This is a genomic window from Curtobacterium sp. ZW137, from assembly GCF_003762905.1.
In the GTDB taxonomy this organism is placed as follows: Bacteria; Actinomycetota; Actinomycetes; order Actinomycetales; family Microbacteriaceae; genus Curtobacterium.
Genome location: NZ_RJKS01000002.1, coordinates 511,435 through 526,381 on the forward strand (window position 1 = coordinate 511,435; position 14,947 = coordinate 526,381).

General features: G+C 65.8%; 19 protein-coding genes. 11 read left to right on the top strand and 8 right to left on the bottom strand.

Going from position 1 to position 14,947, the window contains the following annotated elements; all coding sequences use genetic code 11:
- Window positions 1–18 precede the first annotated feature (18 nt).
- The 5 genes from EDF55_RS07580 to EDF55_RS07600 form a co-directional block, all read right to left on the bottom strand.
- Entirely contained in the window at window positions 19–957 is a 939-nt protein-coding gene (locus EDF55_RS07580; protein WP_123654316.1) for an ABC transporter substrate-binding protein, read from the bottom strand.
- On the bottom strand, window positions 957–1,736 hold the full coding sequence (locus EDF55_RS07585) for an ABC transporter permease (protein ID WP_123654317.1): 780 nt from the start codon (window positions 1,734–1,736) through the stop codon (window positions 957–959). Before EDF55_RS07585 ends, EDF55_RS07580 begins: the two co-directional genes overlap by 1 nt.
- A 2-nt stretch (window positions 1,737–1,738) precedes the next feature.
- The gene (locus EDF55_RS07590) at window positions 1,739–2,356 is read right to left on the bottom strand and encodes an ABC transporter permease subunit (protein WP_311317146.1); all 618 of its coding nucleotides are present in this window, start codon (window positions 2,354–2,356) and stop codon (window positions 1,739–1,741) included.
- 292 nt (window positions 2,357–2,648) lie between these two features.
- Window positions 2,649–3,227 (bottom strand): ImmA/IrrE family metallo-endopeptidase, encoded by a 579-nt coding sequence (locus tag EDF55_RS07595; RefSeq protein WP_123654318.1) that lies wholly within the window; start codon window positions 3,225–3,227, stop codon window positions 2,649–2,651.
- A gap of 2 nt (window positions 3,228–3,229) precedes the next feature.
- Entirely contained in the window at window positions 3,230–3,598 is a 369-nt protein-coding gene (locus EDF55_RS07600) for a helix-turn-helix domain-containing protein (protein ID WP_123654319.1), read from the bottom strand.
- Between the two features lie 274 nt (window positions 3,599–3,872).
- Between EDF55_RS07600 and EDF55_RS07605 the strand changes: the two genes are divergently transcribed.
- Window positions 3,873–4,157 carry a DUF3892 domain-containing protein gene (locus EDF55_RS07605; RefSeq protein WP_123654320.1) on the top strand — a complete coding sequence of 95 codons (285 nt, stop codon included), beginning with the start codon at window positions 3,873–3,875 and terminating at the stop codon, window positions 4,155–4,157.
- 62 nt (window positions 4,158–4,219) lie between these two features.
- The gene (locus EDF55_RS18735) at window positions 4,220–4,393 is read left to right on the top strand and encodes a hypothetical protein (protein WP_159573614.1); all 174 of its coding nucleotides are present in this window, start codon (window positions 4,220–4,222) and stop codon (window positions 4,391–4,393) included.
- 219 nt (window positions 4,394–4,612) lie between these two features.
- On the opposite strand, the gene EDF55_RS07610 is transcribed toward EDF55_RS18735, so the two are convergent.
- The gene (locus EDF55_RS07610) at window positions 4,613–6,511 is read right to left on the bottom strand and encodes a DUF2510 domain-containing protein (RefSeq protein ID WP_159573613.1); all 1,899 of its coding nucleotides are present in this window, start codon (window positions 6,509–6,511) and stop codon (window positions 4,613–4,615) included.
- A 161-nt stretch (window positions 6,512–6,672) separates the two neighbouring features.
- Between EDF55_RS07610 and EDF55_RS07615 the strand changes: the two genes are divergently transcribed.
- Together EDF55_RS07615 and EDF55_RS07620 are read left to right on the top strand one after the other, a co-directional pair.
- Entirely contained in the window at window positions 6,673–7,356 is a 684-nt protein-coding gene (locus EDF55_RS07615; protein WP_123293759.1) for a hypothetical protein, read from the top strand.
- A 141-nt stretch (window positions 7,357–7,497) separates the two neighbouring features.
- A complete protein-coding gene (locus EDF55_RS07620; protein ID WP_123293758.1) occupies window positions 7,498–8,229 on the top strand; it encodes a hypothetical protein in 732 nt (243 codons plus the stop codon).
- A 153-nt stretch (window positions 8,230–8,382) separates the two neighbouring features.
- Here the strand turns inward: EDF55_RS07620 and EDF55_RS07625 are convergent, their stop codons facing one another.
- Window positions 8,383–9,156: a hypothetical protein gene (locus EDF55_RS07625; protein WP_123654322.1), complete on the bottom strand. Its 774-nt coding sequence runs from the start codon at window positions 9,154–9,156 to the stop codon at window positions 8,383–8,385.
- A 513-nt stretch (window positions 9,157–9,669) separates the two neighbouring features.
- Here EDF55_RS07625 and EDF55_RS07630 point away from each other — a divergent pair.
- From EDF55_RS07630 to EDF55_RS18745, 7 genes are all read left to right on the top strand, one after another.
- Complete coding sequence (locus EDF55_RS07630) at window positions 9,670–10,170, top strand: hypothetical protein (protein ID WP_123293756.1); 501 nt, start codon at window positions 9,670–9,672, stop codon at window positions 10,168–10,170.
- Window positions 10,171–10,299: 129 nt separating this feature from the next.
- Window positions 10,300–10,563 (top strand): hypothetical protein, encoded by a 264-nt coding sequence (locus tag EDF55_RS07635; protein ID WP_123654323.1) that lies wholly within the window; start codon window positions 10,300–10,302, stop codon window positions 10,561–10,563.
- A gap of 34 nt (window positions 10,564–10,597) precedes the next feature.
- A complete protein-coding gene (locus EDF55_RS07640; RefSeq protein ID WP_123654324.1) occupies window positions 10,598–11,476 on the top strand; it encodes an antitoxin VbhA family protein in 879 nt (292 codons plus the stop codon).
- Entirely contained in the window at window positions 11,473–11,724 is a 252-nt protein-coding gene (locus EDF55_RS07645; protein WP_123654325.1) for a hypothetical protein, read from the top strand. The genes EDF55_RS07640 and EDF55_RS07645 overlap by 4 nt, the downstream gene beginning before the upstream one ends.
- A gap of 149 nt (window positions 11,725–11,873) precedes the next feature.
- Window positions 11,874–12,758 carry a hypothetical protein gene (locus EDF55_RS07650; RefSeq protein ID WP_123654326.1) on the top strand — a complete coding sequence of 295 codons (885 nt, stop codon included), beginning with the start codon at window positions 11,874–11,876 and terminating at the stop codon, window positions 12,756–12,758.
- Between the two features lie 16 nt (window positions 12,759–12,774).
- Window positions 12,775–13,341, top strand: coding sequence for a hypothetical protein (locus EDF55_RS18740; RefSeq protein ID WP_159573339.1), 567 nt, complete (start codon window positions 12,775–12,777; stop codon window positions 13,339–13,341).
- Between the two features lie 77 nt (window positions 13,342–13,418).
- Window positions 13,419–13,979, top strand: a complete 561-nt coding sequence (locus EDF55_RS18745; protein WP_159573340.1) for an HIRAN domain-containing protein — start codon at window positions 13,419–13,421, stop codon at window positions 13,977–13,979.
- 658 nt (window positions 13,980–14,637) lie between these two features.
- Here the strand turns inward: EDF55_RS18745 and EDF55_RS07660 are convergent.
- Window positions 14,638–14,910, bottom strand: coding sequence for a hypothetical protein (locus tag EDF55_RS07660; RefSeq protein WP_123654327.1), 273 nt, complete (start codon window positions 14,908–14,910; stop codon window positions 14,638–14,640).
- Window positions 14,911–14,947: the final 37 nt, after the last annotated feature.

The following is a 14,947-nucleotide window of genomic DNA, read 5'->3' on the forward strand; positions in this document are numbered from 1 at the left end:
CCGACGACCCACTCTGGGCTACCGCAGCAGCCCTTCCTTGGTCAGCCAGTCCTTCGCCGCGGTCGCGGCTTGGGCCTTCTCGCTCCCTTCGACACGGTTGCGCAGCGCGATGAGGTCGTCTGTGGTGAGCTTCGCGGAGATCTTGTTCAACACCGAAGCGAGTTTCGCGCTGGAGATCTTCTTGTTGAGGAACGGCAGGACGTTCTGCGCCGCGATCAAGTTCTCGGGGTCCTTCAGCACGAGCAGCTTCTTCGTCACGAGGTCGGGCGACGTCGTGTAGATGTCGGCCACCTGCACCGTGTCGTCGACGAGCGCCTTGACCGTGTCGGGTCCGCCGTAGTCCTCGATCGACTTGAACGTCACCTTGTCGACGCCGTACGTCGACTTGAGCCCGGGGATGCCGTAGGGAAGTGTGCCGAACTGTGGGTTGGCTCCGAGCGTGAACGGCTGGATCTTCGACAGGTCCGAGATCGACGTGAGGCCCTCCTTCGCCGCCTCCGCCTGGGTCACGACGTACGCGTCCTTGTCCTGCGCCGGCGACGGGTCGAGCACCTGGAAGTCGCTCGGGACCTCGGTCTTCAGCGCCGCGTCGACGTCCGCTGTCGTCTTCGCGGTGGCCTTGGTGTCGTAGAAGAACAGCAGGTTGCCGTTGTACTCCGGCATGAGGTTGATCGAACCGTCCTTGAGCGCGGGGATCGTGGTCTGCCTGGGGCCGAGGTTGAACTTGGTCGTCACGTCGAACCCCGCGTCCTTCAGGGCCAGCGCGTACATGTTGCCGAGGATCTCGCTCTCCGGGAAGTTGAACGAACCGACCACGATCGGCGTGCTGCCCGATCCGGAGCTGCCGCCTGGAGCCGCCTTCGTGGGATCAGAAGTGGAACATCCGGAGAGGGCGACGATCGTTCCGATCGCCACCACGCCCGCGAGGATGCGTGTCGTGGTGCCTGCTGTGAACATCAGTGGTCCCTTTCGTCGACGGTGGATACCGTCACCGCGCGGCGCCGGGATGGCAGCGTACGGACGTGTGTGCGACGGCGGCGGGTCGGTGCTTCGTGGCCGCGTCGGGTGAGGCGCTGCGCGAGCGCGAAGAGCCCGTCGATCACGAGGGCGAGCACCGTCACGAGCAACGCGCCACCGAGGATGAGGTCGTTGTCGTTCAGGCTGATCCCGGTCGAGATGATCGCACCGAGCCCGCCGAGCGAGACGTACGACGCGATGACCACCGTCGCGATGACCTGCAGGACCGATGCGCGGATCCCGCCGATGATGAGCGGCAGCGACAGCGGGATCTCGACCTTCCAGACGATCTGCAGTTCGGTCATCCCGATCGAGCGGGCGGCATCCACCGTCTCCGGATCCACGGACTCCACTCCTGCGTACGCCCCGGCGAGGATCGACGGGATCGCCAGGACGACGAACGCGATGATGGACGCGAAGAACGCGGTCTGCGTGAACGGCACGGTCAACCCGATGACGACGAAGAGGGTGCCGAGCAGACCCAGGGTCGGCAGGGCGCGCATGCCGCCGCTGAAGGCGATGACGAACCCGCGTCCGCGTCCGGTGTGGCCGATGTACAAGCCCAGTGGAAGCGCGATCAGGGCTGCGATCGCGACGGAGATGAACGTGTACAGCAGATGCTCGACGATCCGGTCCTGGATCGGGAGCGGAGTCTGGAGGCCGGGACGGTAGTTCGCCGGGTCGAGGAGCCAAGCGACGGCGTTGAGGAAGAACTGCACGGTCAGGCCCCGCGTTCGATCGTCGCCAGCGCTGCGCGCCGCCGTGGCCGGAGCGGGGTTCGACGCGACCACGGCATCAGCACGCGCCCGATCGCCACGAGGACGGCGTCGAAGACCAGTGCGATGACGAGGCTCGCCACCACGCCGACGAGGATCTCTTCGAGGAACTGCCGCTGTCGCCCGTCGGTGAACAGGAAGCCGATGTTCGCGGAACCGACGAGGGCGCCCACCGAGACCAGGGCAACGGTGCTCGCGGAGACCACCCGCATCCCTGCGAGGAGGACGGGGCCGGCCAACGGGAACTCGACCGCCCAGAAACGGTGCCACGCCGAGAAACCCACCGAGGTGGCCGAGTCGATGACGTCCGCCGAGACGGCGCCGAACGCGTCGGACGACAACCGCACCATGATGGCGACCGCGTAGACGGAGAGCCCGACGACGATGTTGACGGGATCCGTGATGCGTGTCCCGAGCAGGTACGGGAGGATCACGAAGAGCGGCAGGGACGGGATCGTGTACAGCAGACTGCCGCCGCCGACGATGACCGATCGAACTGGCCGCCAACGGTTCGCCACCCACCCGAGCGGCACCGCCACGACGAACCCGAGGACGATCGGCACGGCGGCGAGCGCCGTGTGCGTGACGGTGAGGCTCCAGATGAGACCGAAGTTCGCGGTGATCCAGTGCAGGTCAGCACCCCAATCCTCATCGGAAGGCCAGCGGATGGGGCCTTCGTCCCGCAGGGCTGCTGCGTCCGTCTGAGAGTAGCCGCGCAGGACGGTTCTGACCGGGTGGCGAGGTGTTCGGTCTATTCGCGGATGCCAGTGCTGGGGCGGATCGCGGATCCCAGTGCTGACGGGCGTTCCACGGGTTTCGGGGATCCGTTCCACGGGTTGGAGGCGAGCCCGGCGTTCAAAACGGTGCTGCCCCGGTCGAAGCCGCGCGTTTCTGCCTCGAGCGAACCACGAGGCGCCGCACTCCGGACTGATTCATGCGGCGACGGGCTTGCGGCACACTGACTTGGTAGCGCCTCGCCACGTCGTCGTCCGTGGCATTCCGCCAGGCCTGCCTGAGCGCAGCGTCCCACGGTACGAGAAGCTCGCCCGCAAGCCAATCTGCTTCCTCTTCCTGCTCAGCGCCAGCTCCGCACGTTCGGTCGAAGGTCACCACAGCGGGATGCTCGTGCTCGAGGATGATGTGGCTCATCTCGTGGCTGACCGTGGATCGACGCCTTGGAAGGCCGTGGAAGTCGTTCTCCACGATTAGCTGCTTGTGCTCGATCTCAGTGACTAGCCCGGAGAAGGACGCACGCGGTCGACGCGCCCGTTCCAGGTCCTTCTCGTCAAGCGCCAGCTCACTCACACCGCAGACCTCGATCCCCCATTGATCTGCCAGCCCCCATGGGTTTAGCACCATGAACGCGTCGAGCCCTAGCTCACGCCTGATCTCGAGAGCGAGCCCCTTCGCCTCAGTCTTGAACCCCCGCCGCATCGCTACTTGGACGCTTTCGCCCTCGTCACAGCGGCATTGATCACGTTGGTGATGAACTGCACGTCCTCGTCCTGCAGATCCTTGTCAGCCCTCAGAAGCGGAGCCACCTTCGCCATGAGCTCGACTTCGCCCGGACGGAGCGGCACGCCAGCATCCTCCGCGACGAAAAACTGCTCAGCGTCGACCCCAAGCCACGACACTACGGTCGCGAACCCGTTCGCGTCCGGCCGCTGGCCCTGCCGAAGTCTTGAGAGCAGAGAAGGGCTGACGCCCATCTCCAGGGCGACACCGCGCCAAGACATGCCCTTGGCGCTGCGCGCAGCATCGAGCGCTTCGTAGAGCGCAACGGGATCGACGGTTGTCCTCGGCACGTGACCAGTATGCCTCGTTGCGGCTCTCCATGAACGAAACTCGCCACAGCGCTCGACATCCGATGCGCAGGTGATCTAATATCGACCCACCGAACGAACACCGAACCAAGGAGGTGAACACATGACAGGAAAGCGAGGACGCAGCGCCATCACCGGCCGCTTCGTGAAGCAGTCCACGGTTCGTCGTCACCCGAACACGACGACCAACGAATCGACGTCCAAGTCCAAGAAGTCCAAGTAGCACCCTCGTCAGCGACACCGAACAGGAGCATCGATGAGCACGTACACCGTGACCCGAGTTCGCAAGGAACTCTCCGCAGATGGCGCCCACCGACACCTCGAGGGAGTCATCACCAACACGAACACCCACTGGACCCGAGGTCAGGTGGTCGCAAGCATCAACGCCGGTAACACCTGGCGCACCAGCGCCGGCGGCCACTCCGCAACCATCACCACCGTCCACTACTGCCCGCGAGGAACCTGCCTCGCGAGCCCCTACATCAAGACGAACCCCAACAGCTCCCAACTCGACAACCTCGAGAACCTCCCCGAGGGCTGACCGCATGAGGACCGATCGCCCGGGCGGTCGGTCCTCATGCGGGCCCTCTACAGAAAGGCAGCATGGAACCCACCGATATCGTCTCCGCCTTCCTCGCGGGCTTCACGGCCGGCGTTGTCGCGCTTGTGAACGCACTCGCCCTGACCGCGCAGTCACACCCGGTTGCGGCGCTCGCCATCGCTTGCGTTGGCACCCTCAGCATCGCCACCCGGCGCATTCATCGACGGCGTCGTTAACTCCGTACATCGAGCTCACGGCGTGAGGTCCAGGGGGTCGAGTCCGAATCACTCGAAGTCACTGAGGAGGCTGAGACGGGAACAAGCCGCCGGTCTGCAGACAGGCCCAGTTGCCACGCGACGCTTAGCTCAGTTGATCGTCAGGCGCGTCGCTTCAGATGCTACGACGACGTGGTAAGCGCCGATAACGCTCATTGCGTCCGTTGCGTTAGACCGTTGTCAGGCGTGGAAGGTCAGCCCGGCGGCAGCGAAGTCGGGGCGGACGCCGGCTTGGTGGAAGATGTGCAGCGCGCGGTCGTTAAGCGTTCTGCTGCCGGCTCGGTCAAATCGTGCACATCGGTCCATCGCTGCCATCATCGCCGCGCCGTCCCTCTCGAGGTAGCGGATGAAGCCTCTGTAGGCGGGCGCTGTTGCTGAGTCGGCAGCTCGTGCCTGGCCGCCGTTCTCGTGCTCGTCGATCGCCGCGAGCCAGAACGCCAGCCCGTCGGGATGCGTGCCGAGCTTCCCGAGCGCGGCCTCGGGCGCTTCTCGCATGGGTCGTTCGTGCCGTACCCACGCCTGCGCTGCGCTGCGAGCGGCGTCGCCGAGCGGGGTGTGCGCGTGCCACTCACCCGATCGGTCCAGCGTGTGATGGGTCCAGGCAGATCCGTCGAAGTATCGCCGCCCGGAAGCGTTGAGCGGGTCGGTCCGCCAGCCAGGGGCACCGGTCGGTCCTTCGGGTACCGGCGTGAGTGGCTCGGCAGTGGGAGCGGGTGAGACAGGCGTCGCTGTCGGTGCCCAGCGCGCTGGCCGTCGGGCTAGCCGGAGTGCGAGCGTGTCCCAGTCGCCGAGCGTTCGCGGTGTGATTTCGAAGATGTCGAGACCTGCTCGTTTGGCTGCCCTGCGTTTCGCGGCGAAGCGAGCGTCGTAGTCGGGGTCGCCGTGTAGCCCCAGATACTCGATGATGAGGTCGCCGACGAGGAAGTCACCGCGGTAGTTCGTGCCGGGGTAGGAGGGTTCGCGGGTGTGGGCGATGCCTTGTTTGTGGAGCCAGTCGTCGATTGTTCGTTCCCCGTAGGACAGGCAGAGATGTCCGTCGTTGGCGATGGATCGCACGCCGCGGCTCATGCGTTCTGTGCCGTCGCCGAGTACGCCAGATGCTGCGAGCGCTCCATGCCAGCTGCCGAACACCTCGTTGACTGTCGAGCGATCTGGCCAGTCCCAGATGAGGCGAAGGAAGGCAAGGAGCTCCTCCGGCGATGCGCTTCTCGGGTACTTATCAAGGAACGCGTAGCCCGAGCCCCCCTGCCGAGGGATGGCGCCGGTGACCGCGTGGTATTGCTTCATGCTCGCGACGATCTGGTCTGGCGTCAGTTCGACGCCTCTGGGTCGTTCGCCGGGGCCGATTTCGATGAAGCACTCTGGGCAGATCATTCGGGCGGCGGTCTTGTTCCGAGTTGCGTTCACTCTTCGTGCTGTCGTCTGATCCATCGGATTGAGGCACAGCGGGCAGGTGGAGACGGCCCCCGGACTGTCCGCCGTCGTGCCGCCCGAACGGCGCCCGCCCGTTATTGGCCACCAAACGGATGGCGGCAGCGAGTAGTCCCCTACGGGCGCAGGGTAGCGACGCATGTCATGACCTGCACGAGGGCCGGCGGCGATCGATACTGGCGCCGGCAAGGGAACGAACGTTGACGGATCGGCGGTTCGGAGGAGCTTCTTGAGTGCGCGAGGTGCCGGTGCCTCGACTCGAAGCTCGAGCCCGTCCTCCGTTTGCACCGCGTTGACCAGGAGATTGCAACCGACATGCGTGAGCGCCGCCGTGTACCGCTCTGCATCGTCTCCATAGATGTAGGCAACTTGTTCGTCGTCGAGCCATACCCCTACTGCCGTCGCGTCTGCAGGGTTGCCTTCTTCGGGTACCAGACGGAATTGCCCGTCCGCAAACCCCTGTTGGCGTCGCCGCCAGCTCGTGAACCAGCTCTCCCCTGTGGTCCGCAGCTTCTTGGTTGCGAGGCCCTGCACGAGGAGATCTGCTCTGAAGCGTGGTGTCCCTCCCCGCGAGTTCCGACCAGAATCCGGAGAAGGGGCCCGGTCGACATGATCCCGGCAGCTGATCACGGGCACGTCGTCGGTCACGATGAGATTTTCCTTCTCGTTATGGGGCGAGTCTTCCTCACCTGGCCATCGCATGAGGTTAGCGTCCGCGTGTGACAACGACTCGTCGAGATGACCCGACACATCTGTCGACCAGTGTCGTAGCCCGGCTGCTCGGCGTGAAACCAGACGGAGTGCGAGCCATGATCGCTGCCGGCACACTCCCGGAGCCGCAGTGGCTCAACCTCGGGCGTCGTGACGAGCGCATTTACTCGTTGGAGTGGCTTGCTTTGGCGAACGAGCACCTCAACGTGCGTCGACTCGATGGACTCGAGATCGATCACTGGCTTCGACCCGTAGATGGCTTGCAGATCGCCGTTCGCATCGATCGCCCAGAGTGGACCGCGCGGGATGCGGGGCTGACCATCCTCGCTCTCTCGAGCCTCTGGGACGCCTGCATCCGAGCCGTCGAGCCAGGCTCAAACGATGACCTGCCTGGTCTTGCGGTGCGCCGGATGTCCGCCGGCTCCCCGTTGGACCTGCTCGCATGGGTGCACGTCGGCGCAGGCGTGGCCAGCGCTGGCGGTGCGGCCTCGCTGTTCATGTATGTCCTCAAGCATCCCGAGCGCGTGAGCAGCGCGATCCCGCGGCTCGTCGCGGGGTGGCGACAGGGATGGGCGGAGGCGAGCGACGCCAAGCTTCGACTGCTGCAAAGCCGCCAGAACGTCAACCGATTCACCGAGGAAGCGCAGCACGCACTCACGGAATTGGGTTCTCACCCGCGGCAGATCACCATCGACGGTGAGGCCACCGGCAACCTCGAGATACTGGGCGCCGAGTCCGAGGCGCCACACGACTCCGACAGCGAGACCAGCGAAGAGGGCTGATGATGCCATCCTTCCGCGCGTGCCCTCCTAAGTGTGCGACGCGGACATAGCCGGGCCCGAAGTTTGAATCGCCGACCCAGTACGGGGGGCATCGGGCGAGTCGGCTTTCGATCAGCAACGCGGGTTCGGAAGAGTCGCTGCATGCGAAACGAACGACCCCGGAATCGCGATGAAATCCCCCGAGAGGATTGGGACGGCCCTGAGGAGTTCGGACACACCTGGTTCGAGCATGCGGAGGAAGTCCGCGACTACGTCGAGAAGAAGAAGCTTCTCCCACCGCATACCACCGTCTCGCGGGGGTTGAAGATCGGCGCGTGGCTCGACAAGCAGCGGCGGCTCGGCAAGGCCAGGACCGGCGAAACCTTGCATCCAGCTCGGCAGTACTACCTCGAGACATGGGTGCCCGAGTGGGAACTGTCCCCGAGCGAGCAGCTGTGGAATCGACAGGCCGAAACGCTACAGAAGTTCGTTCGCACGAACGACCGTTTTCCGCATACCCGTGAGGTAGTGGACGGATATTCCCTCGGCACGTGGCTCGTCTTCCAACGGGAGATTGATCAGAAGCGGGGCGAAGGAGCCATGCAGGTGAAGCGGGGCCAATGGCTCGACGAGCACGTGCCCGGATGGAACGTCGCGGCAACGAGAGCTACATGGTCTGAGATCGCTGACGCAGTCGCGACCTGGATGGACAGGCATGACGGACGCCGCCCGGATCGCACCGTCGTTATCTGCGGCGTCAACGCACTGCAGTGGCTGCGGTTCCAAAAGGACCGACCACGAACCACCGACCAAAGGCGATGGCTTGACGCCAACATCCCCGGCTGGAACGACAGCCACCGACGCTCCAAGAGCGTCTCTGACGGCGATCGCTGACGCGAGCGCCTCGCCCGCTGCCTTCTGAAGCGCCTCCGATACGACGAAAGCGCCGCCCACCTGTGGTGGACGGCGCTTTCGATGACCTGATGAAGCGTGCTGCTTGTTGGCGTTCCCTTCTTCCGGCGGTGACTCGCGTTCGGGAAAAGCGATTCAGCGGACAGAGCCGAGGAAACTCGACTCGGAGGTGTGGCGGGTCATGACGGCGTACTCGACCTCCCACGCGGACTGCCGACGGACCGGCGACGGGGTCTTCTCGTCCCAGCCAGCGTCGTCGTTCGACTGCTGCGGGCTGTACCGGGCTGCGGTGAGGCGGATGTTCGTCGCGTCGAAGGCCACTCGCTGGCCGGCGCGTCGCGGAACCGTCTGCACGGTGGGAGCGAAGGCTGCGTCGAACCACCGCTCGGCGGCGCGCTGGAGGGCGGTGGCGCGGTCGGAACGGTGCTTGTCGTACCCCTGGTAGTCGTACTGGCGGGTCGGTGGGAGCTGGGTGGCGTCGAGGCGGTGCGCGTATCCGCCGCAGATGGGGTCGTTCGGTGCGGGCGCCGGTGCCGGGATCGGCGCTTCGCCGTCGAGGTCGGTCTCCCCGCAGGTGCGGATGGTCACCACAGGCCACTCGGTGCAGTGCCAGCGGAGGAGCACGCTGCTGACCTGCACGTCGGCCTCCACCCGTCGACTGACGCGCAGGTCGGCCTCGCTCGTGCGCGACACCTCGACCGGTTCCGGCTCGGTCCGCACCTCGTACATGTCCTCGAACTCGCCTCGCCACTGACGGATCATCGGGCAGGTGATCTTCTGCTGGCCGCGCTGGCCGGCCCGGTGCCGTGCGATGCGGAGCTGCTGCAGCTCCAGCATGCTATGGCGGTGCGGGGTCGTGCGCGTGCAGAAGGCGATCGAGGTGACGGTGTTGTACTTGTTGGAGTTCATGGCTGGGGTCTTCCGAGTTGGGGCGGAGTGGTTCTCCGCCGATGTCAGCCCTATGCCAGAGCGCGTCCGGGAGCGGGGCTGAAATCCTGTTCGCGAGCACCAGCAGAGCCGAAAATCGGCGAAAGACCCTCGTTCGCGGGACAAAATGGCGCCGACGGGACCCGTCATGCCCCGCGAAGTGGGGTCAACGCGGCTCGCCACCGACGACGCGCCAGAAGCCATGGCGCAGCACCGCGACTCCCGCTGAAGCTCGTCAGCTTTCCTGCTGCCGGACTCAGAGCGGCCGAAACGGCTGCGAAGAACGGAGCGCTCTCGTAGCGTCCTCGACATGCTTCACGTCGCACCCCCCACCGTCTGCGTCCTGACGACGCTCCGGTACCGTCGCCGCCCGGCTGCCACCGCTGGCAAGAGCGCCGGCCGATGAGCGGAAACTCCCCCGACATGGGCTCGGGTCCCGGGAAGCGGCCAGGCCGTGCAGCCGTTCGCACCGTAGCGCGTATCCCGCTGTCGAGCATGCGCGACCAAAGTCCCCCGAACCTGCAGGAGCTCTACGCCGACGTCCGCGACGACCAAGCCCTCGTCCCTGGACTCGAGATGGGCATCGGTGCCCTCATCGTGCAGCGTTGGGACCCGACTTACGCCGCCGCGGGGTGGACGTTGTACGGAGCGGACCTCACCCTCGACATGGGCCACCCGTTCGGGTCCATGTTCTACCGCAGCGACGCCGACGGCCGCGTGCTCCGCGTCGGCGTGAAGTGGCACCCACCGGTACAGCAGCTCGAGTTCCCAGCCCTGCACCCGTCGAAGCCGGAATTCACCTCCGACTGCAGCGACGAGGAAGTTGCCGCAGTGGTGCTGGATGCCCGGAGCCGTATCGAGGTTCTTGTCGCCGCTAACGCGCAGATCGGGTCCTTCGTCGCGACGGAAGAGTCTGAGGACGCGATTCTCGAAGCGTCTGGGCTTGGCTTGGAACGGCTGGCGGAGGACGATCCGCGGCTGGCCCGCGATGTCTGACCGTCGAGCACCGCAGCCGGCGCCCTTGCGGCAGCTGCTGCTTCCGCGCAGACGCCACTTATGACCTCCGCTGGTTGCACGTCCAATGACCGACGAAGCAAACGAGAGCCGTCCGTGAGGTTGCAGTTGGTGTCTCTGACGTTGGCGTTCGACGACGTCCGGTTTTTCGGCGCCGCCATCTTCACTGACTCGAACGATCCGGATGGGCCGTGGGCGACGGTTCTGGTCGACCACTCGGACGAGGAGCCCTGGTTCCGCCTCACCACCACCGACCCGACCGGGAGCGACGTGTCGGTCGCGGCGATGGCGGAAACGGAGCGCCTGATGCGGTTCATCCTCACCGAGCAGCCGGAACGCATCGGCCGAACCCGACCCAACCCACCGGCCAGCTGACCTGCCCCGGTCCCGCTCGCCTGTTGACGATTTCTTGGAGGTACTGCTGATGATGCGTCTGGTTTCCCTACACCTCTCGAACGACCGGATCCTCTGGGGGCATGTCCTCCTCGAGGACACCGACGACCCGGCAGCGTCGATGGCGCGGATCATGATTGAACACAGCGACAAAGAGCCCGGTTACGAGCTCGTTGACCGGAACCGGCGGCATCTCACCGACCTGACCATCCCCGCAACACGCGAAGCGAACCGCATCGTCCAAACCCTGCTCATCCCCGCCTCCGAGATCGCGAAGCGGGAAAAAGCGGTCCGGGAAGTCATCCACTCCGGCTACCTCGAAGGGTTCCCGGACGACATGCCCTGGCAAGGCCAGTTGTGGATGTACGCCCGCGGTGAGATCAGCATCGACCAGCTCCAGGCCTACACCGACCAAGGCCGACAGATCGCAGGCGCACCCGGTGCCGCTCCTGCTGATGGTGCTGACGTGCCCGAGGAGTGGTGGCGGGCGACGCAGGCGCGCATCCGTCGGCACCTGCTGGAAGCGACTCTCACGGAAGCGGAAGCCGCCGCCGCGCTGCAGATCAGCGTTGATGAGGTCGGTGAATTGTTCGGGTCGAACCTGCTGACCAGCTTCGACCTCGACGGCGAAGAACGAATCCCCACCTGGCAGATCGTCCAACCCGCCCTCCCCGAGTTCGGCGACCCGGCCAGTCTCCTGCCGGGGCTTGACGTCCTCTTCGCGGCAGCGCCGCAGCGGCTACTCGACGCGGCCGCGATGACCGAGTTCATGACCACACCCCGGCAGTTCCTCAGCGTCGACGACGTGCCCCTGACACCGTTGGCCTGGATGCAGCAAGGACGGCCCGTCGCCACCGTCATCGCCTTGTTCCGCGGACGGCGGTGGCGGTGGTGACCACCCGACCGGAGCTGTTCCTGCTCACCGTCGCGTTCGACATGGCCGGCACCCACGGACACATGTACTTCCGGGACCCACCGGACTCCGAGCTCCGGCAGGTCCTCGTCAGTAGCACCGACAGCGACGGCGGCTACCGCTGTGAACCCGCACACGGTGACACCCGCGACGGGTGGGAGCCGTTCCTCACCGAAGCCCGCTGGCTCATCGCCCTCATCCGACCCGACACCCCAGAAGAGCGCCGCTGATGGGCCCAGCACTGCAATGGGTCGCCGACGCCTGGGCCGGACGACCGCAGATCACCCTCCCGTACGGGCTCGGCGAGACCGCGGACCTCACCGACGCCCTCGGAGTCCTCGCCCTCGCCCGCCTGCACGCGGTCGTGGAGTCGTACGACATGCTCCGCCTCGCCGACGGACGCCGAGCGCGCCTTCACACCGCCACTAAGAACCCCCGCACCGAACAGCACGACGACTCTGAACTGATCCTGCTGGTGCCGCGGGTGCTGTCACCGTCGCTGATCGCGCTCGCGGAACAGAACGCGAACGTCCTCCTCGTTGACGTCGAGCGACGGCGCGTTTGGGCAGACGGGAAGCAGCGGTTGGGTAGCAGGGATCGGTGGAAGGACGCCGCCCCGATCTACATCACGTTCGCTGTGGCACGGATGCTCGCCGTGAACGGGGCCACCTTCGACGAACTTGTCGAACGTGGAGGATTCATGCCGGGGCAGGTGGATGACGCACTCGCACGACTTGGCAAACGCGTGCACAGGACCAGCATCGGATGGGAATCCCGTCAGGTCGGCGGCCTCGTGGACTTTTCGATCGCGTGCTATCCCGGGGTGGGTGGAATCCGCGCGAGGTGGCGGTCAGCGTTGCCGATTCAGCATCAAGCAGAAGTTCTGATCGGTGCGGGCTGCCTGATGTCGGGCAGGTGGGCGACCGAACGCGACGCATCCCGGTTCCGGCCCGACCACGTTCCGCCGCCGTTCCGCCTCGTCGCCTACGCCCCGGCCGAGATCGACATGCCCGGACTCGGCTTCGAACCCGAAGACCACGACTACGCCGGCACCGAACTCATCATCCCCGCCGACCCCACCATCTTCCCCACCGCGAAAGCAGCCGGGTACAGCAACCACACGGACGACTTCATCACCGCCAACACACTCCTCCGCGCCGACACCCGCAACGACGACGACAACAAAGCCCTCCACGACATCCGCAACCGGCTCCAGTTCCTCGCCGACACTGTCTACGACCTCCGCTGGAATCTTCCATCGTGACCAACACCAAACCGAGATGAGGATCGACAACACGCTGGCAGCGTCAGGAGCCCTCGAGCTCCTGCCCTCCCTACTGCTGGCCCCGGACGCGGAGGCCGAGGAGGAGTTCTGGTACCGCGACAACGACACCCGCACAGCATGGGAGCCGCTCAACAACCTGCAGCAGGCGAAGGACATCGTCCGTGCACGCACCCCGCAGAACCCGTGGGCGGCGATCATGCGCACCTTCGACCTCGACGACGCCGGCACGTTCGGCAGCGTCAACACCTTCGAAGTCCTCGGCTGGGCCGACCGCGTGTACGTCTGCGGCGATGTCTCCAGAGTCGGTTACCAGTGGCGGTGGTCGTGCTGGCCCGTCACCGCACGACCAGACGGTGGCGCCCGGACCCGAGTCGGGCCGCGCTGGTACCAGGCCGACGTATACGAGGCGCAGGTCGTCACGGTCAACGACGCCATCACTCAGCTCGTTCCAGCACTGCATGCGGTCCCCGAGGCCCCGAATCAGGCGCCCGGGTTCCTGTGGCTGCCGCGAGAACTGGACGCGGCGTTGAATCAACACTTGCGGACACCGATCGACGGGTAGCCGATTGGGGCAACCGGGGAGACGTGCCCTCGAGTGGGGCATTGCAGCCGAGTCGAAAGCGTCCGTACGCTTCGATCGTGGCTGCCTTGCTCGTCGTCCTATGCGCATTGGTGATCGCGTACTTCGCCGTCCGCGCGCTCCGGCACCAATCGAAACGGGCTCCGCTTTCATCCACCCCGCCGGACACGACCTCGCAGCCAGCGAAGCCGAAGGTAGCGACCGGGGCGCCCGCTGCAACGCTGCAAGCGGCAGCACAAGAACGTCGGGAGCGTCACCCCGACTTCAGCGACGCCGAGGACCTCACGTCGCTGGCCGCTTCCCGGTTCCGAGTCAAGGGCACCTTCGCCTACGTGCCGGACCGGCACCGCCACTCCGTCGGCGGGCACGAGTACTGGCTCGTGCGCGAACCACGGAACCGACATGACAACAACGCCGTCGCCGTCTGGGACGCCACACGAAAAGTCGGCCACATCTCCGCAGCCAAGGCACGCCTGTTCGCACCAGAGCTTGACCGCATCGGCGCGGCAGCGTTCCGCGTTCGCGGCGAACCACCAACCGACCGGATCTCGCTCTTCGTTCACCTGCCGAACATCGCCGGCGTCCGCGGCCACCCACCCGTCAAACGGGAATCCCCCTGACCAGGGGCGCCCTGCGAACGCGATCCGCCACACTCCGTAAGGGGCCGCTTGACGGGCATCGGACTTCGCCGCATAGCTCCCCATGTGACTGACAACTCGCTTGAGAACTCGCGCTTCAACGCGGAGACCGCAGCCAAGCCCCTCACGCTGACCGGCGCCGCAGAACTCCTCGCACAGATGACCGTCGGTAGCGTCCTCGTGGTCAGCGAGACTCGCGACAACGCTCGCTTCGTCCTCCTCCGCACGGAGCACCATGGACGTCCGCACTGGTGGAGTGCCTTTCTAAACCGCCCCCTTCGTCAGCGACGCACTGTTCGACATCGCCGATCTCCTCGGACGCTCCGCCGCCCACGCGGTGCTCGTGGGGACAGGCTCTGACCGCTTGTTCGATCTACCCGACAACGCACCCGACGGTCCATACAGCTACACCGCCCGAGTACCCACCTGGCGCGGTGAGCTGCTTCTCGATCTCGGCCGCACAGCGCCAGATAGAACGGTCCTCGCCATCTACGCCGACGCGCAACCCTTCGCCGTCGTTGAACCGGGGCGAAACACGTGGAGCGTCGCCTCGGAGGGTTCGACCTCCCTGCTCACCGACGAGGCGCGGCAAGTACTTGTGGGACGTCGCTGCACGCTATTCAGCGTTTGACAGTGCGGATCAGCTCGACCGCTCCTCGGCTCGATGCCGCACCGCACTCCGCAACACCCATGCCGTCAGCTTCGTCTCGCCGCGACCCGCTTCCACCCAGACCGCATCACGAGTCATGCTTCGAGCGACCGCATCATCTCGGCGAATAAGCCTGTCCGGCAGCTGGAACCAGGCGTACACCGGCATCGGCTGCTCAAGCTCCCGCACGTCCTCGCCTCGCGCCTCTTCCTCAAGCGAGAACGGCTGCGGCGGCACCCAACGATTCGAACGACGACGACCCACGACACGGATCGTACGAACAGGCACCGACGCTTGGAAT

Coding starts and splice junctions, on each gene's coding strand:
- EDF55_RS18735 (WP_159573614.1), top strand. CDS start 4,220: ATGGAACCCACCGATATCGTCTCCGCCTTCCTCGCGGGCTTCACGGCC.
- EDF55_RS07580 (WP_123654316.1), bottom strand. CDS start 957: ATGTTCACAGCAGGCACCACGACACGCATCCTCGCGGGCGTGGTGGCG.
- EDF55_RS07620 (WP_123293758.1), top strand. CDS start 7,498: ATGCGAAACGAACGACCCCGGAATCGCGATGAAATCCCCCGAGAGGAT.
- EDF55_RS07615 (WP_123293759.1), top strand. CDS start 6,673: ATGATCGCTGCCGGCACACTCCCGGAGCCGCAGTGGCTCAACCTCGGG.
- EDF55_RS07625 (WP_123654322.1), bottom strand. CDS start 9,156: ATGAACTCCAACAAGTACAACACCGTCACCTCGATCGCCTTCTGCACG.
- EDF55_RS07650 (WP_123654326.1), top strand. CDS start 11,874: ATGCTCCGCCTCGCCGACGGACGCCGAGCGCGCCTTCACACCGCCACT.
- EDF55_RS07595 (WP_123654318.1), bottom strand. CDS start 3,227: ATGCGGCGGGGGTTCAAGACTGAGGCGAAGGGGCTCGCTCTCGAGATC.
- EDF55_RS18740 (WP_159573339.1), top strand. CDS start 12,775: ATGAGGATCGACAACACGCTGGCAGCGTCAGGAGCCCTCGAGCTCCTG.
- EDF55_RS07605 (WP_123654320.1), top strand. CDS start 3,873: ATGAGCACGTACACCGTGACCCGAGTTCGCAAGGAACTCTCCGCAGAT.
- EDF55_RS07630 (WP_123293756.1), top strand. CDS start 9,670: ATGCGCGACCAAAGTCCCCCGAACCTGCAGGAGCTCTACGCCGACGTC.